This window comes from Tepidiforma flava (genome assembly GCF_027594505.1).
Taxonomy (GTDB): Bacteria; Chloroflexota; Dehalococcoidia; order Tepidiformales; family Tepidiformaceae; genus Tepidiforma; species Tepidiforma flava.
Window position 1 is genome coordinate 1,407,588 of the sequence record NZ_CP115149.1, and the last position, 21,674, is coordinate 1,429,261.

The window sequence follows — 21,674 nt, forward strand, 5'->3', positions numbered from 1 at the left end:
GCGATCACCATCACCGCGATGCTCGGGATCCTCGTGCTCTTCGGGCAGTGGTGGCAGAGGTAAGGAAGGAACATGGCCGTCGAAGCACCGCCCAAGCCAACGCTCGCCGATAAGATCTACGACAAGCTCTTCCATAACTACGTCTGGAAGTCCATCTTCCGCACCGGCTACCCGAACACGCCGCGCAACCAGATGCTCATCGTTGCGACGAACGTGTTCCTCCACCTCCACCCCACCCGCATCCACCGCACCCACGTCAAAATCACCCACACCTACTGCCTGGGCGGCCTCTCCTTCTTCATGTTCCTCGGCCTCACCGTCACGGGCATCCTGCTGATGTTCTACTACGTGCCCTCCGTCGAGCGGGCGTACCTCGATATCCAGAACATCACCACCACCGTCCAGTTCGGCCAGCTGATGCGCAACATGCACCGCTGGATGGCCCACGCCATGGTCATCCTCGTCTTCCTCCACATGATGCGCGTCTTCTATACCGGCGCCTATAAACCCCCGCGCGAATTCAACTGGGTGGTCGGCGTCATCCTCCTCGTCCTCACCTTCCTCCTCAGCTTCACCGGCTACCTCCTGCCGTGGGACCAGCTCGCCTTCTGGGCCATCACCGTCGGTTCCGAAATCGCCGGCTCCGCCCCGGTGCTCGGCCCGAAGACCCGCTTCTGGATGCTCGGCGGCTTCGAAGTCGGCCCCAACGCCCTCATCCGCTTCTACACGCTCCACGTCATCGGCCTGCCGCTGCTCGCCGCCATCTTCATGGCCGTGCACTTCTGGCGCATCCGCCGCGACGGCGGCCTCGCGCGGCCGCTCTAAGCCGCCGCCACACTCCAGGTTGAGAGAGGGGAACGCATGGCAACCGCAGTCGTAGCCCGGCCCGTCGCGCGGCCTCAGCCCCGCGCGCGCGACGAAGAAGTCCTCGTCTGGCCCGACCTCATCTTCATCGAATTCATCTCGGCGCTCGTCTTCACCGTCGGCCTCCTCATCCTGTCGACGTTCATGAACGCGCCCCTGCTCGACCAGGCGAACCCCGACGTCACGCCGAACCCCTCCAAGGCGCCGTGGTACCTCCTCAACCTGCAGGAGCTCCTCCTCCACATGAACGCCGCGATGGCCGGCATCATCGTGCCGACCGTCTGGCTCATCCTCCTCGCCGCCTTCCCCTACTTCGACCGCGATAACGAAGGCCAGGGCGCCTGGTTCGCCACCGAAAATGCCTGGCGCATCACCATCGCCTCCGGCATCGTCGCCTTCGTCGGCACCTGGGTCCTCATCCTCTGGGATACCGGCAAGGTCGCCTACTTCCTCCACGCCTGGTTTGGCCTCTCCGGCGGCGATACCCTCCGCTTCCTCGAAAACGTCCGCTCCATGCAGTCCCAGCTGCCGTGGCCCGAATGGTCCCGCAGCATCACCTACCTTCCGTTCGAGCTACGCATCCTCGACGGCACCGGCCGCGGGGGCCCGACGACGTTCCAGCACCTCGACCTCCCCGCCTGGCTCGTCGAACAGGCGATCCCCATCGTCGCCCTCGTCGGCCTGCCGAGCCTCCTCATCTACACCCTCTGGCGGATGGGCTGGGTCGTCAGCCGGCGCGATGCGCTCCTCGCGCTCTTCACCGGCTTCGTGGTCGTCTTCGGCGTCCTCACCCTCGTCGGCACCGCCTTCCGCGGCCAGGGCCAGGAGCTCGTCCTCCCGTGGCAGCTCAAGGTGAGCGAAGGCATCCCGGGGCAGGAGGCACACTGACATGGCAGCTGAAACCGCACCCCGCGCCACCGGGCGCATCGAACGCGCGCGCCAGATCGAAGCGCGGAAGCTTGCGCGCCGCTCCTTCCTCCGCGTGAGCGCCTTCGCCGGCCTCACCCTCTTCACCGGGAGCCTCCTCGCCAGCTTCCTCGGCTTCTTCAACCTCCGCCGGCCCACCGGCTTCGGCGGCACCGTCACCGTCACCGCCGACCGCATCCCCCGGCCCGGCGCCGATCCCGTCCGCATCCCCGAGGGCAAGTTCTGGCTCGTCAACCTCAACGGCCCGGAGGGCGACGTCCTCCAGGTCGGCGGCACCGGCGGCCTCCTCGCCCTCTACTGGAAGTGCCCTCACCTCGGCTGCACCGTCCCGTGGAACCCGGCCTTCAACGGCGCCCAGGTCAACTTCCCCGGCATCATCGGCTGGTTCCGCTGCCCCTGCCACGGCTCCACCTATTCGAAGGCCGGCGTCCGCGTCTACGGGCCTGCGCCGCGTTCCATGGATACCATGCGCCTCACCGTCAACGCCGACGGCTCCGTCAACGTCAACACCGGCCAGATCACCAGCGGCTCCTCCGAAAACCCGCTGCGCGAAGTCCCGTACGCCTGAGAAGAGGAGGTTCGATTGAACACCCAAAAGCAGATCATCCTGATCGTCGCCCTCCTCTTCATGGCCGTCGGCGGCTGCGCCGCCTACGCCGCCATCGACCTCCCCGTCCGCGCTGAATCCCAGCAGACCTGGACCCTCGACCAGTCGCGCGAGCGCGGCGCCCTCCTGTATGCCAACAACTGCCGCACCTGCCACGGCAACCGCGGCGAAGGCGGCGTCGGCCTGCCGCTCGATACGCCTGAGCTCAAGAACCAGGACCCCCTCGCCCTCGCCGCCAACAAGGCGATGCTCCGCCGCACCCTCTACTGCGGCCGCGCCGGCACCCGCATGCCCGCCTGGCTCAACACGAACGGCGGCTCCCTCAACGCCATCCAGATCGAGCACCTCATCAACCTCATCACGGCGCCCGAGGACACCGAGGTCAACGGCGTTCCTACCTCCAAATGGTGGCTCGAGGCCGAGCACTTCGCCCACAACCTCAACACCGAGCTCACCGCCCTCGTCAGCGGCGATACCCTCACCACCATCGCCCAACGCCACGGCATCGGCTACGCGGAAATCTCTGCGGCCAACGGCAATCGAAACGTCGACGAGGTCCTGCCGAAGTACACCCGCGTCCGCATTCCCGGCTTCAGCGCGATGCCGAACGGGTACATCTACACCGTTTACAAGGACAACGAGACGCTGCGGAAAATCGCTGATGCCCAGTTCGTCGGTCCCGTCATCATCGCCGACCTCAACGGGCTGAAGTACACCTACGAAGAGAAGCGCGGCATCGCCACGATGCAGCTGCTCACCGCCGACGGCCAGCCCCGCGCGGGCCTCTTCCCCGGCGAGACGCTCCGGCTCCCCGAGGGCGCGACCTATATCATCGCCGCCGGCGATACCCCGTCCTCCATCGCGCAGCAGCACGGCATCGCCGTTGCCGATCTTCGCCGCCTCAACCCCGACATCTTCAACGGCGTGGCCGACACCGCCGAGCTCGAGCATCGGCGCCGGCTCACCCTGCCCAACCTCGTCTACGTCGCGAAGGAAGGCCAGACGCTCGCCGAGATCGCCGAGCTGCACGGCATCACCGACGTCGCCGCCCTCGCCACCCTCAACAACCTCGACCCGGCCTCGCCGGTCGTGAACCCCGGGCAGGAGATCCGCCTGCCCGCCGGCACCCGCTATATCGTCGGGCTCGCCGATACCTGGCAGTCGGTCGCCAACGACCACAAGACCACCGTGGCCGACCTCGCCCGCGCCAACAACGCTGACCCGGCCACGCCGCTCAGCCAGGACGTCGTCATCCGCCTGCCGAACATCGACCGCTATACGGTGAAAGGACAAAACCTCGAAGAAGTCGCGGCCGGCTTCTCCAACGTCACCGCCGCCACCCTCGCCGAGGCCAACGGCATCCAGGCGAACAGCATCCTCGCCATCGGCACGGCGCTGAAGCTGCCGGATTCGGCCTGGGGCACCGCGCCGCCTGACGCCATCAACCCCGGCACCGCCTGCGTCCAGTACGCCATCCCGAACGCCGTGTTCGAAACGCTTCCCGGCCTCGGCACCCCGGTGAGCATCACCAAGCCCGAGAACTTCAGCACGGACGTGAAGATCGATGCCCACGCCAGCGACTGGACCGTCATCGCCGACGGCCAGCAGCAGCCGCCCAACCAGGGCGGCGTGAAGGTGAAGCCCGGCACCACCATCACCTTCACCTCCATCGTCGGCCTCCACAACATCGTCTTCAATGGCCAGGTGCAGGGGCCCGACCTGCGCCAGGGCGATACCCGCCAGATCACCATGAACACCCCGGGCGAGTTCAAAGTCACCTGCGACTACCACCCGCCGATGCTCGCCTACATCTGGGTCGAGGAATAACCCTCGCCCGCCGGCAGCGCACGAAAGGGGGCCGCAGGGCCCCCTCTCGGTTTGACCCCGGCCCGCCGCCTCCGTAGGATCCGGCCAAACACCGCGCCCGGCCGCGCCGGGCGCCCATTTCCACAGGACAGGGGAAGAAGGGATGGCAGCAGCCCAGACTGGCAAGCGCTACGTCGTGCCCGGCGGCGTCGCCGAATTCATCGTCACCAAGGGGGGCAACGGCGAACTCCGCTGCGGCGATGTCCCCATGCAAATCCGCGGCCAGGAAGACCCGAGCGTCACCGTCGACACCACCGGCATGGAAACCGTCCAGCTCGGCAAGCGCTACCGCGACGAGCAGACCGGCATCGAAGTGCTCGTCGTCAAGCCCGGCCCGTGCGCCCTCAACGTCGACGGCCGCCCGATGGAGCTCCTCCAGCCGAAGGTCCTCCCCTCGGCCGACTGACAGCCCCCGCGGCCCGCAGTCCGCTACCATGAAATGGCCCGCCGCCCGGCGGGCCATTCCCGTTCGGCGCCGGTCCGCATGTCGCTCGAGAAAGCCATCGAATCGCAAATCCAGGAAGCCATGGCCGCCGGCCTCTTCGACAACCTCCCCGGCGCCGGCAAGCCGCTCCGATTCGACGGCAACGAAAACGACCCGAACTGGCTCGGCCACCACATCCTCAAGAACGCCGGCGTCCTCCCCGAATGGCTCAACCTCGCGCGCGAGATCGAAGCCGCCCTCGAACGGCTCGCCGGCATCGATGAGGCCCACCGCCGGCTCTGCGAGCAGGCCGCCGCCACCGGCGACTGGGAAGGCCACCGCCTAGCCATCCTCCACGCCCGCCAGCGGTACGAACAGCTCGCCCGCGACATCCGCCGCCAGCAGGACCGCTTCAACCTCGATGCCCCCGGCATCCGCACCGAACGCCCCGGCATCTGGGTCGAGTACCACCTCGAGCGCCTCGACAGCCGCATCCCGGCGGCCCTCCGCCACCTGTTCGCCTGACGGCGCTCGGCCGTGTTACAGTAAAGGACGCGCCTCCGCGCGCACCCTCCATCCCACCCAGAAGGCGAGGTGAGAGCAGCTCTTGTCCGAAGTCATCGTTGCCGAAGGCGAGCCGTTCGAGGTAGCCCTCAAGCGCTTCAACAAGCGCGTCCAGCAGGACGGCATCCTTTCCGAAGCGCGGCGCCGCGAGCACTACGAAAAGCCCAGCGTCAAGCGCAAGAAGAAGGAAGCAGCGCGCCTTCGCAAACTCCGCAAGAAGCAGCTTCGCAGCGAAGCCCGAGCCGCCGCCCGGCGCTGAGCCGCCTCGCAGCACCACCACCGACACCGATGGCCCGGCACCTTCGCCGGGCCATCCCGTTCTGGAGCACCGCCATGTCCACCCTCCGCGACCGCATCCAGGCCGACCTCGCCGACGCCATGCGCAGCCGCGACGAAACCCGGAAATCCACCCTCCGCATGCTCCTCTCCGCCATCAAGAACGCCGAGATCCGCACCCCGCCCTCCGGCGCCAGCGACGAAGAGCTCGCCCGCATGGCCGAACTCCCGCCCCTCGTCCTCGATGACGCCGCCGTCCTCGCACTCATCCAGAAGCAGATCAAACAGCGGAAGGAGAGCATCGAGCAGTTCCAGAAGGCCGGCCGCCAGGACCTCGTCGACAAAGAATCTGCCGAAGTCGCCGTCCTCGAAAGCTATCTCCCGCAGCAGGCCAGCCGCGAGGAGATCGAAGCCGCCGCCCGCCGCGTCATCGCCGAAACCGGCGCCAGCTCCGCCCGCGACCTCGGCAAGGTCATGCCCGTGCTCACGAAGGAGTTCGCCGGCCGCGCCGACGGCCGCACCATCAACGAGATCGTCCGCAGCCTGCTCGGCGGCTGAGGCGGCCCGCCATGGCCATCCGCGGCGTCCTCTTCGATTGGGACGGCACCATCGCCCGCCCCGGCGCCGACCGGGTTCCCGAAGCCTGCGCCGCCGTCGCCGCCTATGCCGCCCGCGAACTCGGCGTCGAAGCCCGCGCTGCCGATGTCGAACGCGCCTTCGATGCCGTCCTGCCCAACCGCGGGCCGCACCCCGGCGGCCGCGCGCCCGAGATTTGCGCCATCCTCGGCCAGGCCTTCACCTGGCTCGGCTGGCCCGCCGCCGCCGGCGACGTCGAAGCTGCCGCCCGCCTCTTCTTCGAGGCCGCCTGCCGCGGCCAGGAGGTCTACGACGACGCCCGCGCCATCCTCGCCTCCCTGAAATACCGCGGCTACCGCCTCGGCGTCGTCAGCAACTCCATCTTCCCCGCGGCCTTCTGGCACCCGCTCATCAACAGCCTCGGCCTCGCCGGCTACCTCGAGACCGTCGTCTCCTCCGCCGACGTCGGGCTCGCCAAGCCCAGCCCCTCCCCGTTCCGCCGCGCGCTCGCCGACCTCGGCCTCGAACCGCACGAAGCGATCTTCGTCGGCGATACCCCCGCGACCGACATCGCCGGCGCGCGCGCCGCCGGGCTCCGCGCCGTCCTGCTCGACCGCCGCGGCCGCCAGCGCGAAGCCGCGGGCTACCTCGTCATCGAACGGCTCGCCGGCCTCGCCGACCTCCTCGGTGAAGGCCTCTCGCCCCGGTACGGCTTCTGAGCCCCCGGGCCCGCCCATCCCGCTCTGGTATCCTGACATCACCGTCATGCTCCGCCCGCCCTCCCCCGCCGTCACGCGGGTTGCCGCCGCCGCCTTCGGCCTCATCCTCGCCGCCGGGGCCGCCCTCCTCGTCGCGCCCGTCGCCGGCCTCCGCTCCGACCTCGCCGAGGGCGATTACGCGCCGCGCACCTTCGAGGCCGCCCACGACGCCCAGTTCGTTTCCGAGGCCCTCACCGAAGCCGCCCGCGAGCAGGCCGCTGCCGCCGTTCAGGATGTCCCCCTCCCGCCCGACCCTGCCCTCACCGACGCCCGGGTTGCCGCCCTCCAGCGCTACCTCGCCAGCGTCCGCAGCATCGTCGCCCGCACCGACCTTTCCACCCAGCAGAAAGCCGATCAGGTCGCCGCGCTCGAGGCCCCCGGCACCATCGGGAGCACCACCCGCCTCTACCTCATCTCGCTCGACTCGACCGGCCTCGCCCTGTTCGAATCCCGCGCCGCCGACCTCCTCCGGGCGCTGATGAGCAGCCCCATCGGCCGCGGCGCCACGCCCGAGGAGCAGCAGCGCGACATCGCCGCCGCCGTCGAACAGCTCATCGCCCAGCGCGGCTCCGCCTCCGAAGGCGAGCGCGCGGCCCTCTCCACCCTCCTGCGCGCCTTCGCCGTCTCGAACTTCCGCGTCGATGCCGCCGCGACCGAGCGCGCCCGCCAGCAGGCCCGCGACGCCGTCAGCCCGGTCGTCCGCACCATCACCGCCGGGCAGGTCATCGTCACCGAAGGCCAGCGCATCACCGCGCAGGAGATCGAAGCTCTCCGCGCCACCGGCACCCTCCGCTCCGGCCTCGACCCCTACACCCTCGGCGGCGCGGCCCTCATCGCTGCCGGCTTCGGCCTCCTCCTCGGCCTCTACGCCTACCTCCTGCAGCCGTTCGAAAGCCCCGCCAACCGCCGCCTCATCGCCGCCGCCCTCACCATCCTCGCCGTCCTGCTCGGGGCGCGCGTCGCCTTCCCCGTCCTCACGCCCGATGCCGAGCGGACCTTCCTCCTCCACGCCATCCCCGTCTCCACGGCGGCGATCGTCGTCGGCTCGTTCGCCCGGCTCTCCTACGCGGCCGTCGTTGCCGCGGCCGTCGGCATCTTCGCCGCATTCATCGGCGGCAGCTTCCCGCAGGTCGCCGGCTCCACCTACATCGGCCCGCTCCAGTCGCTCGAATTCGCCACGGTCGCCACGGCCGGCGGCCTCGCCGGCGCCGCCGCCATCAACCGCGCCGAGCGCATCAACCGCTACGCCCTCGCCGGCATCGCCGCCGCCCTCGCCACCGCCGCCGCGATGGCCTCCTTCTGGCTGTTCGAAATGCCCCGCGCCAACATCGACCTCGCATGGATCGGCCTCGCCGCCGGCATCCACGGCGCCGCCAGCGCCGTCCTCGGGCTCGGCATCTTCGCCCTCCTCGCCTTCGCCCTCGGCATCACCTCGCGCATCCAGCTGCTCGAACTCGCCCAGCCCGAGCACCCGCTCCTCCGCCGCCTGCAGGAGGAGGCCCCGGGCACCTACCACCACAGCATGCTCGTCGGCTCCCTCGCCGAGCGCGCCGCCATCGCCATCGGCGCCGACCCCCTCCTCGCCCGCGTCGGCGCCTACTACCACGACATCGGCAAGCTCGCCATGCCCCGCTACTACATCGAAAACATGCTCGAAGAAGGCGCGCCCAGCCCCCATGACGGCCTCCCGCCCGAGGAGAGCGCCCGCATCATCCGCGCCCACGTCACCAACGGCCTCGAACTCGCCCGCAAGCACCGCCTGCCGGATGTCATCCGCGACTTCATCCCCCAGCACCACGGCACGCGGCTCGTCTCCTACTTCTATCGCACTGCCGTCCGCGAAGGCCGCCAGCCGGACCCGGCCGACTTCCGCTACGAAGGCCCGCGCCCCCAGAGCCGCGAAGCCGCCATCGTCATGCTCGCCGACTCCTGCGAAGCCGTCATCCGCGCCGGCGACCACGACCCGGCCGCCATCGACCAGTCTGTCGACGCCGTCATCGCCGAGCGGCTCGCCGAAGGCCAGTTCGACGAGTGCGACATCACGATGCGCGACCTCCAGGCGATCGCCCGCACCTTCAAAGCCACCTTCCGCGCCGTCTACCACCCGCGGGTCCGCTACCCGCAGCCCACCCCGGAAGAGCTCGCCTCCGTCGCCCGCGGCGAAACCCCCGTCCGCAGCCCCTGAACCGCCGCGCCCGTTCGACACACCGCGCCGCCCGGCCCCACAATCACCGTATGCGCTTCGCCATCGTCCGCTTCCCCGGCACCTGGAGCGACCGCGACACCTACCACGTCCTCCACGACATCCTCGGCCAGCAGGCCGAAATCCTCTGGCACCGGGAGACCGACCTCGCCCGCTTCGATGCCGTCGTCCTCCCCGGCGGCTTCTCCTACGGCGATTACCTCCGCTGCGGCGCCATCGCCCGCTTCTCCCCCATCATGGAGGCTGTCACCGCCTTCGCCGAGGCCGGCAAGCCCGTCATCGGCATCTGCAACGGCTTCCAGGTCCTCTGCGAAAGCCACCTCCTGCCCGGCGCCCTCGTCCGCAACGCCAGCCTCCAGTTCCGCTGCGAATGGGTCTACCTCCGGCGCGAAGGCGGCCCCAGCCCCTGGGTCGATGCCATCCCGCAAGGCGCCGTCCTCCGCATCCCCATCAGCCACGGCGAAGGCAACTACTACGCCGACCCCGAAACCCTCGACCGGCTCGAAGCCAGCGGCCTCGTCGTCTTCCGCTACTGCGACGCCGCCGGCAACGTCACCCCGGAGGCGAACCCCAACGGCTCCGCCCGCAACATCGCCGGCATCATCAACGCGCGCGGCAACGTCCTCGGCATGATGCCCCACCCCGAGCGCGCCGGCGAACCGCTCGTCGGCGGCGACGACGGCAACCGCATCTGGGAATCCGTCATCCGCTCCGCCCTCGCCGCCGTCAGCTAACGCGGCGCGAATCATCGCCACGTCAACCAAATCTTTACACGGCAACATGCGACCGCGCAGAATCCGCGGCGCGGATGCGGCGCGCTCGTGTCGCGTCCGCCGGCGCGGGCCCACAGGGCCGGCCGCACGGAGTCGCTCCCGATGGTCGCAGCCGCACCCTCCTATCCCTTCGGACTCGACATCGATCCGCCAGCCCCGCAATCCCGCCTCACCATCTTCTTCCGCTACCTCCTCGCCATCCCCCACATCATCGTCGTCGGCATCCTCAGCCTCGTCGTCGAAATCCTCGTCGTCCTTGCCTGGTTCATCATCGTCATCACCGGCAAGCTGCCCGGCGGGTTCGCCAGCTTCGTCCTCAACGTCTACCACTGGGCCGTGCGCATGCAGGCCTACATCTACCTCCTCACCGGCAAATACCCGCCGTTCGCCATGGGCCCCGATGCCGCCTACCCCGTCCGCTTCTGGGGCGAAGCGAAGCTCGACGGCCGCAGCCGCCTCACCGTCTTCTTCCGCCTGTTCATGGTCATCCCCCACGCCATCGTCCTCTACATCCTCCAGATCGTGGCGAGCGTCCTCCTTTTCATCGGCTGGGTCGCCGGCATCTTCATCGGCCGCCTGCCCGGCTTCATCCACGACTTCGTGTCCGGCTACCTCCGCTGGAACACCCGCGTCGGCGCCTACATGCTCCTCCTCACCGATGAGTACCCGCCCTTCAGCATGAGCTGACGCCGCCTCCGCCCCCTCCCGCACCTTATCCCGTACGAACGCGCCCGCGTACCATAGCCCCATGCCCGTCGACCAGGCCGCCCTCGATGCCGTCGCCCTCAGCCGCGAGGAGTACGACCTCCTCGTCCAGCGCCTCGGCCGCGAGCCGAACGAGGTCGAACTCGGCATGTTCGGCTCCCTCTGGAGCGAGCACTGCGGCTACAAAAACAGCAAGCCCCTCCTCCGCCTCCTCCCCTCCAGCGGCGAACGCATCCTCACCAAAGTTGGCGCCGAAAACGCCGGCGCCATCGACATCGGCGACGGCCGCTGCGTCGTCATGAAGATCGAATCGCACAACCACCCGTCGGCCATCGAACCCTACCAGGGCGCCGCCACCGGCGTCGGCGGCATCGTGCGCGACATCTTCGCCATGGGCGCCTACCCCGTCGCCATCCTCGATTCGCTCCGCTTCGGCCCGCTCGACAACCCGCAGGACCGCTACCTCTTCCACGGCGTCGTCGCTGGCATCGGCGGCTACGGCAACTGCCTCGGCATCCCCACCGTCGGCGGCGAAGTTTTCTTCGCCCCCGCCTACGCCGGCACGCCGCTCGTCAACGCCATGTGCGTCGGCATCGCCGAAATCGACAAGCTCCTCAGCGCCCGCGCCCAGGGCGAAGGCAACGTCCTCCTCCTCGTCGGTGCCGATACCGGCCGCGACGGCATCCACGGCGCCAGCGGCCTCGCCTCCCGCACCGACCCCGAGGCCCGCTTCGAAGAGATGCGCCCCGCCGTCCAGGTCGGCAACCCCTTCCTCGAAAAGCTCCTCATGGAGGCCTGCTACGAACTCGCCTCCCAGCACCGCGACTGGGTCGTCGGCCTCCAGGACCTCGGCGCCGCCGGCCTCACCTCCTCCGTCGTCGAATGCTGCGCGAAGGGCGGCTCCGGCGCCATCCTCGACCTCGAAAACGTCCCCCGCCGCGAGCAGGGCATGACGCCCTACGAGGTCATGCTCTCTGAAAGCCAGGAGCGCATGCTCGTCATCGCGAAGAAGGAGCACGTCGCCGAGGTCACCGCTCTCTTCGAGCGCTGGGAGCTCCACTGCGCCCCCATCGGCGTCGTCACTGCCGGCCGCGACGTCGTCGTCCGCGAGCACGGCGTCGAAGTCGCCCGCGTCCCCGTCGACATCGCCACAGACCCGCCCCAGTACCGCCGCGACGGCGTCCGCCCTGCCGAGCTCGCCGAGCTGAACGCCTTCGACCCGGGCACCCTGCCCGACCTCGCGCCGGCGGACGCCGCGCCCGCCCTCCTGCGGATGCTCGCCCGCCCCAACATCGCCTCCAAGCGCGGCGTCTTCCGCCAGTACGACCACCAGGTGCTCGCCAACACGGTCGTCCCGCCCGGCGGCGACGCCGCCGTCCTCCGGGTCCCCGGCACCACCCGCGGCATCGCCGTCTCGACTGACTGCAACGCCCGCCTCGTCTACCTCGATCCCTACACCGGCGGCGCCATCGCCGTCGCCGAGGCCGCCCGCAACGTCGTCTGCACCGGCGCCGCGCCCGTCGCCGTCACCGACTGCCTCAATTTCGGCAACCCCGAGCGCCCGGATGTCTACTACACGCTCGAACAGGCCATCCGCGGCATCGCCGAAGCCTGCCTCCAGCTCGGCACCCCGGTCGTCAGCGGCAACGTCAGCCTCTACAACGAAGCCGGCGGCCGCCCGGTCTACCCCACGCCGATCATCGGCATGCTCGGCCTCCTCGAGGACGTCAGCCACCACCTCCGCGCCGGGTTCGAAGGCCCCGATTGCCAGGTCGTCCTCCTCGGCGCCGGCCTCGAACAGCCGGCCGCCGCCCTCGGCGGCTCCGAATACCTCGAAGCCGAGCACGGCCGCGTCGCCGGCATGCCCGCCATCGACCTCGCACTCGAACAGCGCCTCCACCAGCTCGTCCTCCGCGCCCACGCCGAAGGCCTCCTCCTCAGCGCGCACGACTGCTCCGAAGGCGGCCTCGCCGTCGCCCTCGCCGAGGGCTGCATCCTCGGCGGCTGGGGCCTCGACGGCGTCCGCGACCTCCCCGGCCGGCTCGATGCCGCCCTCTTCGGCGAAGCCCAGTCCCGCATCGTCGTCACCATCGCCGCCGACGTCTTCCGGCAGGGCGGCGGCCTCGCCCGCCTGCGCGACCTCGGCGAAGAGCTCGGCGTCCCGGTCACCTTCCTCGGCCGCACCACCCGCGAGCCCCGCTTCCGCTTCGGCCCGGTCGACCTCCCGGTCGACGAGCTCCGCCGCGCCTACGAAGCCCTCCTCGACGCCTGACCCTTCCGTTCCCGCCGTTGCGCTATGCTAGGCGCCATGTTCGGAGGCTCCTTCCGCGTCGCCCGCCTCTTCGGCATCGACATCGAAATCCACCCCTCCTGGCTCCTCATCATCGCCTTCCTCTCCTACTCCCTCTCCGAAGGGCTCTTCCCGGCCCGTTACAACGACTGGAGCACCGGCACCTACTGGGCCGTCGGCACCGCCTCCGCCTTCCTCCTCTTCTTCACCGTCCTCCTGCACGAACTCGCGCACGCCCTCGTCGCGAAGCGGCGCGGCCTCCCCGTGCCGCGCATCACGCTGTTCATCTTCGGCGGCGTCTCCCACCTCGCGCGCCAGCCATCCTCCGCCGGCGAAGAGTTCCAGATTGCGGCTGCGGGGCCGGCCACCAGCTTCGTCATCGCCGCCCTCACGGGCGCTGCCGGCCTCCTCCTCGGTTCGCTGAACCAGCAGCTCGAAGCCATCCTCTTCTACCTCGCCGCCGTCAACGCCCTCCTCGGCGTCTTCAACATGCTGCCCGGCTTCCCCCTCGATGGAGGCCGCGTCCTCCGCTCCATCGCCTGGAAGCGCTCCGGCAGCTTCCGCAAGGCGACCCGCACCGCCGCCGGCGTCGGCGAACTGTTCGGCTACACCCTGCTCGGCATCGGTTTCTTCATCCTCCTCGGCGGCTTCCTCCTCGATGGCCTCTGGCTCATGTTCATCGGCTGGTTCCTCCTCGGCGCCGCCCGCGGCGAAGCCTCCAACCTCCAGCTCGAAGGCGTCCTCCGCCGCCTCACCGCGCGCGACCTCATGCGCACCGACTTCCCGACCGTCGTCCCCGGCATGCCCCTCTCCGCCGTCGTCGACGACTACATGGTCGGCCACGGCGAACGCGCCGTGATGGTCGCCAACGGCGGCGCCGTCCTCGGCATCCTCACCGTCAGCGACGTCCGCCGCGTCCCCCGCGCCGAGTGGGCGCACACCCCCGCCCAGGCCGTCATGACCCCGCGCGAGCGGGTCATCACCGTCGAGGCGTCCACCCCGGCCGTCGAAATCCTCACCATGCTCGGCGAAAAAGCGCTCAACCAGGTGCCCGTCCTCGAAGACGGCCGCATGGTGGGCCTCGTCACCCGCCGCGAAATCCTCGAGCGGCTCCAGCTCGCCGAATCCCTCGGCGAAAACAACCCCGCCGTCGACGAAGAACGGCCCGCCGCCCCCACCGCCATCCCCTGAGGCCGCCGGCCCGGCCCCGCGCCTACTTCCCCGCGGCCAGCGGCCGACGCGCCCACTCCTCCCAGAGCGGCCACGCCTGCTTGTTCGAGCCGTCCGCCCGGCGCAGGCCGATATCCCGGAAGGCCACCGCCGGCCCCGTCGTCGCGAACGCCGGGTCCAGCGGCGCGAACCACACCACCCCCGTGAACCCGAGCTGCTCCGCCTCCGTCAGCAGCCGCTGCAGGTAGGCCCGCTGTTCCGCCTCCGTGCCCACCGCTTCGCGCCCCTCCACCGGCGCCGAGGGGTAGCCCGTCTCCGCGATGAGGATCTCGCCGTCCCACCGGTTCCGCAGCTGCCGGTAATAATCCTCCCGGATGTCGGCCACGCTCCGCACCTCGCCGAGGAACGGGTAGGTGCTGATCGCCAGCGCGTCCATCTTCCCCCGGAACCGCTCCAGCAGCTCCCACCGCGGCGGGTGCACCTGCCCGAACGTCCCCTCCAGGTCCTCCAGCTGCCAGGTCGGGAACACCTTCGTCTCCGGGCTGTTCCCCTTCACCACCGCGTACGCCTCCTGGTAGAGCGAGACGAAGGCCTCGAACTGCTCTGGCGCGCGCTCGTAGATCATGTTCACTTCCACCCCGAGCGCCATGTAGGCCGGCCGGTAGTTCTTCGCCACATACGCCGCGTAGGCCACGAACGCCGCGCGCACGCCCGGGTCCGTGAAGCCCGCCTGCACGTCCACCGAGGGCGGCAGGTTCGCCAGCCGGCTTCGCTGCACCGCCCCGTCCGTCGGGTCGATCGCGAAGTACAGCTTCAGGTTGCCATACTGCTTCAGGAGCGCCGTCTCCAGCCGCGTCGTCTCGGCCGTCTCCTGCGAGATATTCCCGCCGGGCAGGAAATCGGCCCACGGCGGCGTCCGCTGGATGAGGATGAGGTCCGCGTACTGCGCCGCCGTCGCGAACGCCTGGATGTACGCCGCGCTCGTCAGCTCCGGCGGCAGCGAGCTGAAGCCCAGCAGCAGCGAGCGCGGCTCGCCCGCCGGCTCCGGCCGCTCCACTGCCGGCCCCGGCCCCGCCGGCGCGGTCTCCCCGCTGCCGTTCCCGCCGCTGCCGCCGCAGCCGGTCAAGACCAGGGCAGCTGCGACGGCCGCCGCTGCTACAATCCACCCGGCGGGGAACCACGAGGAGCGGCGCATGCCCGTGCGCGCAGCCTTCATCGCAGCCATCATCATCGGCCTCCTCGCTGGCGGCGCCGTCGCCGGCGCGCGCCTCCTCGCATCCCGCGGCGGCCCCGGCGAGGCTGCCGCCGAACCCGAGCCCGGCTCGCCCGCCGCTGCCGCCGCCGAGTTCGCCGCCGCCTGGAGCGCCGGCGATTACCAGGCTCTCTACCTGCTCCTCTCCCCGGCTTCCCAGCGCGCCTACGCCTTCGAAGCCTTCGCCGATGCCTACCGCACCTTCGAAGAGCAGCTCACCGTCACCGGCACCGCCGTCCGCGTCGCCGCTGTCGACGGCGCCAGCGCCCGCCTCGACGTGCGCCTCGATACAGCCTATTTCGGCACCCTCGAATACTCCACCGACCTCGAGCTCGTCCCTGCACCGGCCCGTTACCTAGCCGCCTGGGACCCCTCCGCCATCCATCCCCGCATGGCCGGCGGCTACACCTTCAACTCCATCATCCAGCGCCCGGTCCGCGGCACCATCTACGACCGCAACGGCATCGAACTCGCCGTCACCCGCGATATCCGCCACGTCGGCCTCAACCGCAGCGTCATCACCGACCGGGCCGCCCTCGAAGCCGCCCTCCTCCAGTTCGGCTTCACCCGCGAGCAGGTCGATGCCGCCTTCGCCTCCCCCGCGCCCCTCAACCACCGCGTCCGCGTCGGCCCCATCCCGGAGGACAAAGTCGAACTCGCCAACCAGCTCCTCCGCCCCTTCCAGGGCATCGTCATCTACGTCGAATCCCAGCGCGTCCACCCCCTCGGCCCGGCCGCCGCCCACGTCGTCGGCTACACCCGCGAATACACCGCCGAGGAGCTCGCCGCCCGCAAAGGCCAGGGCTACCGCCCCGGCGACCGCACCGGCGCGGTCGGCCTCGAAGCCCTCCTCGATGACCGCCTCGCCGGCGCCATCGGCGCCGAACTCCGCCTCATCGCCCCCGACGGCGCCGTCGCCGAGGTGCTCATCTCCCGCCCCTTCCGCCAGGGCGAGGATATCCGCACCACCCTCGACGCGCCGACCCTCCAGCGCGCCTACGAGCGGCTCGGCGGCCGCGCCGGCGCCGCCGTCGTCATCGACCCCGCCACGAACGACATCCTCGCCCTCGTCAGCTCCCCCTCGTTCGACCCGGACGCCTTCGAACGCGGCGATGCCGCCGCCCTCGCCGCCATCACCGCCGCCCCCGGCGCACCGCTCGCCAACCGCGCGGCGTCCGGCCTCTACGCCCCGGGCTCCACCTTCAAGCTCATCACCGGGGCGGCCGGCATGGTCTACCTCGGCCTCACGCCGACCGACCGGCTCGAATGCGGCGCCGCCTGGTACGGCGTCGACCCGCCCCGCCGCAACTGGGAGGGCGCGCAGGGCATGCTCACCATCGCCGAGGCGCTCATGCGCTCCTGCAACCCGGTCTTCTACGAAATCGGCCTCCGCCTCTACGAAAACTTCGATGACGCCCTCGCCGGGATGGCCCGCCAGTTCGGCCTCGGCGCGCCGACTGGCACCGTTGGCGTGGTCGAAGAAGCCGGCCTCGTGCCCGATGCCGCCTGGAAGCGCCGCGCAACGGGCCAGCCCTGGTATCCCGGCGACGAAGTGAACCTCAGCATCGGCCAGGGCGACCTCCAGGTCACCCCGCTCCAGCTCGCCAACGCCTACAGCACCTTCGTCACCGGCCAGCTGCGCACGCCACGGCTCCTCGCCGGGGCCGAGGCCATCGTGCGCGGCACGCTGCCCCTCACGCCCGAGCAGCACGCCCACCTCCAGCGCGGCCTCGAACTCGTCACCGGCCCCTCCGGCACGGCCTCCGCCGCCTTCGCGCTCGCCGGCTACACGAACTTCGCCGGCAAATCCGGCACCGCGGAGGACGCGAACCAGCAATCCCACGCCCTCTTCGTCGCCATGACGCCCGCCCGCCAGCCGCGCGCCATCGCCGCCGTCGTCCTCGATGACGGCAAATCCGGATCCATCGAGGCCGGCCCCATCGCGCGCGACATCCTGCTCGCCGCCGTCCGCTGAGGAGTCAGCGGCCCCGCCACTGCGGCTCCCGCCGCTCGCGCGCCGCAGCCATCCCCTCCCGCGCGTCCTCCGTCGCCTGCGCCACCCGCCGCATCGTCTCGCCGAACCGGATCGCCTCCACCCACGGCATCTGCTGGCCGCGCCAGGCAACCTCCTTGGTTGCCCGCACTGCCAGCGGCGCCGACTTCAGCAGCCGGTCGGCCAGCGCCCGCGCCTCGTCCATCAGCCGCTCGTGCGGCACCACCTTCCACACGAGTCCCATCTCCTTCGCCCGCTGCGCATCCACCCGCTCGCCGATGAGCAGGAGCTCCATCGCATGCTGCCAGCCGACGCGCTGCGGCATCCGCACCGCCCCCTGGATGGTCGGCACCCCGAGCCGCACCTCCGGGAAGCCGAACTCCGCCCGCTCGCTCGCGATGACGAAGTCGCACGCGGCCACCAGCGTGCAGGCGAAGCCGAGGCAGTAGCCGTTCACCGCCGCGATGACGGGCTTCCACACCTCCAGCCCGTTCTCCAGCGAAGTCAGGCTCGGCGTCTCCCAGTGGGTCGCTCCCCGCGGCGGCGCGCTCCCGCGCAGGTCCGCCCCCGCGCTGAACGCCCGGCCCGCGCCGGTCACGATGGCGACCCACGCCTCCTCATCGTCCCGGAACCGCGCCCACGCCGCATCGAGGTCCGCGCGCAGCTCCGCATTGATGGCGTTCAGCGCCTCCGGCCGGTTGTACGTGATGATTGCCACCCGGCCGTCCCGTTCGTAGAGCACCGTGCCCGGCATCGCAGCACCTCCCGCGCAGGAATCCGCGCCGGAGTCTACCCCCGCCGGGCCCCGCCCGCGCGCCGCTACTTCAGCGTCACGTTCGCGTACAGGTCCTCGTACGTCCCGTCCCGGTACGTTCGCGTGATGTCGACCCGCACCGTATCGCCCGGCTTCCGCGACCGCAGCACATCGCAGAACTCGCCGACCGTCTCGACCCACACGTTATCGACGTAGTAGACGAGGTCCGAATAGCCGAGCCCCGCCTGGTCGGCCGGGCTGCCGGCGTCGACGCCGGTGATGACGAGCCCGTCGATATAGGCCAGCTGGATGCCCAGCTCCTGCGCCAGTCCCCGGTAGTTCTGCTCGAGCCGCACGCCGATGTAGTTCAGGTTCTTCCCGGCTTTCAGCTTGTCGGCGACGAACTTCGCTTCGTTTACCGCAATGGCGTAGTTCTGCGCCTGCTTGCCGCGGAATCCGAGCGTGTTGATGCCGATCACCTCGCCCCGGTTGTTCACCAGCGGCCCGCCGCTGTTGCCCGGGTTGATCGCCGCGTCCGTCTGGATGAGGTCGTTCAGCCCGTCGAACGTGTCGTGCACCTTGCTCACGATGCCGCGCGTCACGGTCAGCTTGGTCGAACCCTGGTCGGTGAACGTGCCGGGGTAGCCGAGTGCCACCACCTCCTCGCCCGGTTCCACCTTGTCGCTGTCCCCGATCGGCGCCGGGGTGAAGTTCCCCCGGTCCACTTCGAGCAGCGCCACGTCGTCGCAGGGGCTCAGCGCCACCACCTTCGCGCTCAGTTCGCGCCCGTCCTTCGGGTCGACCACCTTGATGGCCCCCGCGCCGAGCACCACGTGCGCGTTCGTCAGGATGTGCCGGCCGTCCTCCCAGACGACACCCGAGCCGCCGCCCACCCCCTCGGGGTAGGTGGCCCGGATGCGGACCACAGACGTCGAAAGCTTCTCGACGATTTGCTGGGGTGTCAGCGTCGCGATGACCGCGGGCGTCGCCGCCGAGGTGGCTGCCGATGTCGGTGTCGGATCTTCGTTGCTGTCCCCGCCGCCGCAGGCCGCCGTCGCGAGCGCGGCCGCCGCCAGCAGGGCAACGAGCAGGCGTCCGCGCATGTGCTCAATCCCCCGTTGAGGTAATTCGGGGAAGTCTACGCCACCCGCTGCCGCGCCGCGATAGCCGCCATCGCAGCGAGTCCCGCCTTCACCTCCGTCAGACCGCCCGGCCGCGCAGCCGGTCCTGCTTCCCCGGCGCCGCCGTCAGGAAATCGAGGAACTGCTGCCAGTACCGGCTCAGCAGGTACTGCCCGAGCAGCGCCCCCGCCACCGCCGTCAGCACGATCACCCAGTCGCCCGTGTGGACCTCGGTGAAATCGAAGAACTGCCGCAGCCGCGGCGTGTAGATCGTCACGAGGAAGCCGGCCACCAGCAGCAGCCCGAGGAAGCTCGTCAGCACCGGCCGCGTCAGGCTCCGCCACGAGGCGCCCTGGAACCCGAGCACCTCCACCATGAAGAACAGCCCCGTGATGCCCATCGTCAGCGAGACCAGCGTCCGCGCCTCCGCGATGTCCCGCCGCAGCACCCCTTCGGTCAGCAGGTGGACGAGAATCGCCGCCACCGCCAGCGCCACCGAAGCCGGCAGCGCCCAGCGGAGCACGTTCCGCGTGAAATCGCGCCCCGCATCCGGCGGCGGCACGCTGATCGAAATGAAGACCGCCGGGATGCCCAGCGTCAGCAGCGCCGTCAGCGAACCGTGCCGCGGCAGGAACGGGAAATCGAGCCCCAGCATGTTCGTGGCCACGATGATCAGGTAGGCGTACAGGCTCTTCGCGATGAACAGCTTGCTCAGCCGGGCTGCGTTCCCGAGGACCGCCGTCGCCTCCTTCGCCCCCCGGATGAGCGCGAGGAACGAATCGTTCAGGAGCACGATGCCCGCCACGGCCCGCGTCATCGAGGTCCCGCTCGCCATCGACACCGCCACATCGGCCGTGCGCAGCGCCTGCACGTCGTTCGCGCCGTCGCCCACCATCGCCACGAAGTGCCCGTTCTCCTTCAGCGCTTCCACGATGCGCGCCTTCAGCGCCGGGGTCACGCGCCCGAAGACGCTGTGCTCCTCCACGGCCCGCTGGAACGCCTCCCCCTGCAGCGGCTCCAGCTCCGGCCCGGCGACGACCCCGCCCTTCAGCCGGATGCCGAGCTGCGCAAGCAGCGCCCGCACCGTCTCCGGGTTGTCGCCGGAGATGATCTTCGGCTCGATGCCCAGCTGCTCCATCATCGCGAAGGCGTTCCGCACCTCCGGCCGCAGCTCATCGCCGAGCGTCAGCAGCGCCAGCGCGCGCAGCGGCCCCGGGTCCGTCCCCGGCCCCGGCAGCTGCTCCGCCTCGGCGAAGACCACCCCGCGGAGCCCCTGCTCCGCCGCCTCCCGGTAGGCAGGCTCCAGCTCGGCGCCGTTCGCGCACCGCGGCAGCACCGTCTCCGGCGCCCCGAGGACGAACACCCGCACCTCGCCGTCTTTCTCCAGCCGCACCGCGCTCCACCGCCGCTCCGAATTGAACGGCACCGAGCCCGTCGGCCGCGCGAGGTTCGTCGTGTTCCCGAGCGCTTCCGCGAGCGCCTCCGCCGTCTTGCTCTCCTCCCGGCTCGCCGCTGCGAACGCCCCCAGCCAGCCGGCATACCCCTCCGCGCCCGGCAGCCACCGCACCTCCCGCAGCGACATCCGGTTCGCCGTGATCGTCCCCGTCTTGTCGAGGCAGATGACGTCCGTGTAGTTCAGCGCTTCCACCGCATTGATGTCCTGCACGATGGCGCCGGACCGCGACACGCGCACCGCGCCGACCGCGAACGCCACCGTCATCCCGAGCAGGAGCCCCGTCGGCACCACCGTCGTCACTGTCGCCGTCGTCGCCTTCAGGGCATCCGCCAGCTCGCGGCCCGTCATCAGGTACTGGATCATCAGCGCCGCGGCCAGCACGCCCGTCGCCGTCAGCAGCACCCGCAGGATCCGCTTGAAGCGGATCTGCAGCGGCGTCAGCCGCTTCACCAGCTGCCGCGCGTCGGCCGTCAGCCGCATGGCGTAGGCCTCCTGCCCCACCTTCTCCGCGAGGTAGTAGCAGTCGCCCGCCGTGCAGAAGCTCCCGCTCCGCAGCTCATCGCCCGGGCCGCGCTTCACCGAGTCCGACTCGCCCGTCAGCAGCGATTCGTCCACCTCCGCCTCGCGCGCCACCACCCGGCCGTCCGCCACCACCTGATCGCCCTTCTTCAGGTGGATGAGGTCGCCCTGCACCACGTCCTCGGCCGCGATGTCCAGCTCCTGCCCGTCGCGCACCACCGTCACGTGCGGCGCCGTCAGCGCCCGCAGCTCCCGCAAGGTCCGCGTCGCCTTCAGCTCCTGCAGCGTCGCCACCAGCACGTTCGCGATGACCACGAGGCCGACGAAGATGCCGTCTTTGAACTCCCCAATCGCCAGCAGCGCGATGATGAGCGAGCCGAGGATGACGTTGAAGAAGGTGAGGACGTTCGCGCGGATGACGTCCGCGTCGCTCCGGATGCGGCCCCCGTCCCGGTTCGTCAGCCCGGCGGCAGCCCGCGCCATCGCCTCCGCGGAGCTGAGCCCGCGCAGCTGCGCCGCCTCCTGCAGCCCGGGGAGCGGAGCCTGTGCCGCCTGCGTCACGCGTCTAGCCTGACG

At 70.5% G+C, this 21,674-nt stretch carries 19 protein-coding genes; 15 read left to right on the forward strand and 4 right to left on the reverse strand.

All coding sequences use genetic code 11. The features are described 5' to 3' along the window. Positions 1-72 precede the first annotated feature (72 nt). From extP to O0235_RS08045, 14 genes are all read left to right on the forward strand, one after another. The gene (gene extP, locus O0235_RS07980) at positions 73-825 is read left to right on the forward strand and encodes a selenite/tellurite reduction operon b-type cytochrome ExtP (RefSeq protein ID WP_270055261.1); all 753 of its coding nucleotides are present in this window, start codon (positions 73-75) and stop codon (positions 823-825) included. 36 nt (positions 826-861) lie between these two features. After that, positions 862-1,752: a hypothetical protein gene (locus tag O0235_RS07985; protein ID WP_270055262.1), complete on the forward strand. Its 891-nt coding sequence runs from the start codon at positions 862-864 to the stop codon at positions 1,750-1,752. A gap of 1 nt (position 1,753) precedes the next feature. Next, positions 1,754-2,359: a QcrA and Rieske domain-containing protein gene (locus O0235_RS07990; RefSeq protein WP_270055263.1), complete on the forward strand. Its 606-nt coding sequence runs from the start codon at positions 1,754-1,756 to the stop codon at positions 2,357-2,359. A 15-nt stretch (positions 2,360-2,374) separates the two neighbouring features. Then, entirely contained in the window at positions 2,375-4,225 is a 1,851-nt protein-coding gene (locus O0235_RS07995) for a LysM peptidoglycan-binding domain-containing protein (protein ID WP_270055264.1), read from the forward strand. Between the two features lie 142 nt (positions 4,226-4,367). Next, entirely contained in the window at positions 4,368-4,670 is a 303-nt protein-coding gene (locus O0235_RS08000; protein ID WP_270055265.1) for a hypothetical protein, read from the forward strand. A 33-nt stretch (positions 4,671-4,703) separates the two neighbouring features. Beyond that, complete coding sequence (locus O0235_RS08005) at positions 4,704-5,213, forward strand: DnaJ family domain-containing protein (RefSeq protein ID WP_270055266.1); 510 nt, start codon at positions 4,704-4,706, stop codon at positions 5,211-5,213. Positions 5,214-5,295: 82 nt separating this feature from the next. Then, positions 5,296-5,511, forward strand: a complete 216-nt coding sequence (gene rpsU / locus O0235_RS08010) for a 30S ribosomal protein S21 (RefSeq protein ID WP_098502930.1) — start codon at positions 5,296-5,298, stop codon at positions 5,509-5,511. A 74-nt stretch (positions 5,512-5,585) separates the two neighbouring features. Then, a complete protein-coding gene (locus O0235_RS08015) occupies positions 5,586-6,086 on the forward strand; it encodes a GatB/YqeY domain-containing protein (RefSeq protein WP_270055267.1) in 501 nt (166 codons plus the stop codon). Between the two features lie 11 nt (positions 6,087-6,097). Next, a complete protein-coding gene (locus O0235_RS08020) occupies positions 6,098-6,823 on the forward strand; it encodes an HAD family hydrolase (protein WP_270055268.1) in 726 nt (241 codons plus the stop codon). 46 nt (positions 6,824-6,869) lie between these two features. Beyond that, a complete protein-coding gene (locus O0235_RS08025; protein ID WP_270055269.1) occupies positions 6,870-9,047 on the forward strand; it encodes an HD family phosphohydrolase in 2,178 nt (725 codons plus the stop codon). Between the two features lie 50 nt (positions 9,048-9,097). Then, on the forward strand, positions 9,098-9,799 hold the full coding sequence (gene purQ, locus O0235_RS08030; protein ID WP_270055270.1) for a phosphoribosylformylglycinamidine synthase subunit PurQ: 702 nt from the start codon (positions 9,098-9,100) through the stop codon (positions 9,797-9,799). A 141-nt stretch (positions 9,800-9,940) separates the two neighbouring features. Further along, on the forward strand, positions 9,941-10,525 hold the full coding sequence (locus O0235_RS08035; RefSeq protein WP_270055271.1) for a DUF4389 domain-containing protein: 585 nt from the start codon (positions 9,941-9,943) through the stop codon (positions 10,523-10,525). Positions 10,526-10,586: 61 nt separating this feature from the next. Then, on the forward strand, positions 10,587-12,815 hold the full coding sequence (gene purL / locus O0235_RS08040; RefSeq protein ID WP_270055272.1) for a phosphoribosylformylglycinamidine synthase subunit PurL: 2,229 nt from the start codon (positions 10,587-10,589) through the stop codon (positions 12,813-12,815). 36 nt (positions 12,816-12,851) lie between these two features. Further along, positions 12,852-14,024, forward strand: a complete 1,173-nt coding sequence (locus tag O0235_RS08045) for a site-2 protease family protein (RefSeq protein ID WP_270055273.1) — start codon at positions 12,852-12,854, stop codon at positions 14,022-14,024. A 22-nt stretch (positions 14,025-14,046) separates the two neighbouring features. Here the strand turns inward: O0235_RS08045 and O0235_RS08050 are convergent, their stop codons facing one another. Continuing rightward, positions 14,047-15,219 (reverse strand): glycoside hydrolase family 113 protein, encoded by a 1,173-nt coding sequence (locus tag O0235_RS08050; RefSeq protein WP_270055274.1) that lies wholly within the window; start codon positions 15,217-15,219, stop codon positions 14,047-14,049. Here O0235_RS08050 and O0235_RS08055 point away from each other — a divergent pair. Continuing rightward, positions 15,197-17,230, forward strand: a complete 2,034-nt coding sequence (locus O0235_RS08055) for a penicillin-binding transpeptidase domain-containing protein (protein WP_270055275.1) — start codon at positions 15,197-15,199, stop codon at positions 17,228-17,230. The two genes, O0235_RS08050 and O0235_RS08055, sit on opposite strands and share 23 nt — an antisense overlap. Positions 17,231-17,234: 4 nt before the next feature. On the opposite strand, the gene O0235_RS08060 is transcribed toward O0235_RS08055, so the two are convergent. From O0235_RS08060 to O0235_RS08070, 3 genes are all read right to left on the reverse strand, one after another. Beyond that, positions 17,235-18,002, reverse strand: a complete 768-nt coding sequence (locus O0235_RS08060; RefSeq protein WP_270055276.1) for an enoyl-CoA hydratase/isomerase family protein — start codon at positions 18,000-18,002, stop codon at positions 17,235-17,237. Between the two features lie 65 nt (positions 18,003-18,067). Continuing rightward, entirely contained in the window at positions 18,068-19,105 is a 1,038-nt protein-coding gene (locus tag O0235_RS08065; RefSeq protein ID WP_270055277.1) for a S1C family serine protease, read from the reverse strand. Between the two features lie 97 nt (positions 19,106-19,202). After that, the gene (locus O0235_RS08070; RefSeq protein WP_270055278.1) at positions 19,203-21,659 is read right to left on the reverse strand and encodes an HAD-IC family P-type ATPase; all 2,457 of its coding nucleotides are present in this window, start codon (positions 21,657-21,659) and stop codon (positions 19,203-19,205) included. Positions 21,660-21,674 lie beyond the last annotated feature (15 nt).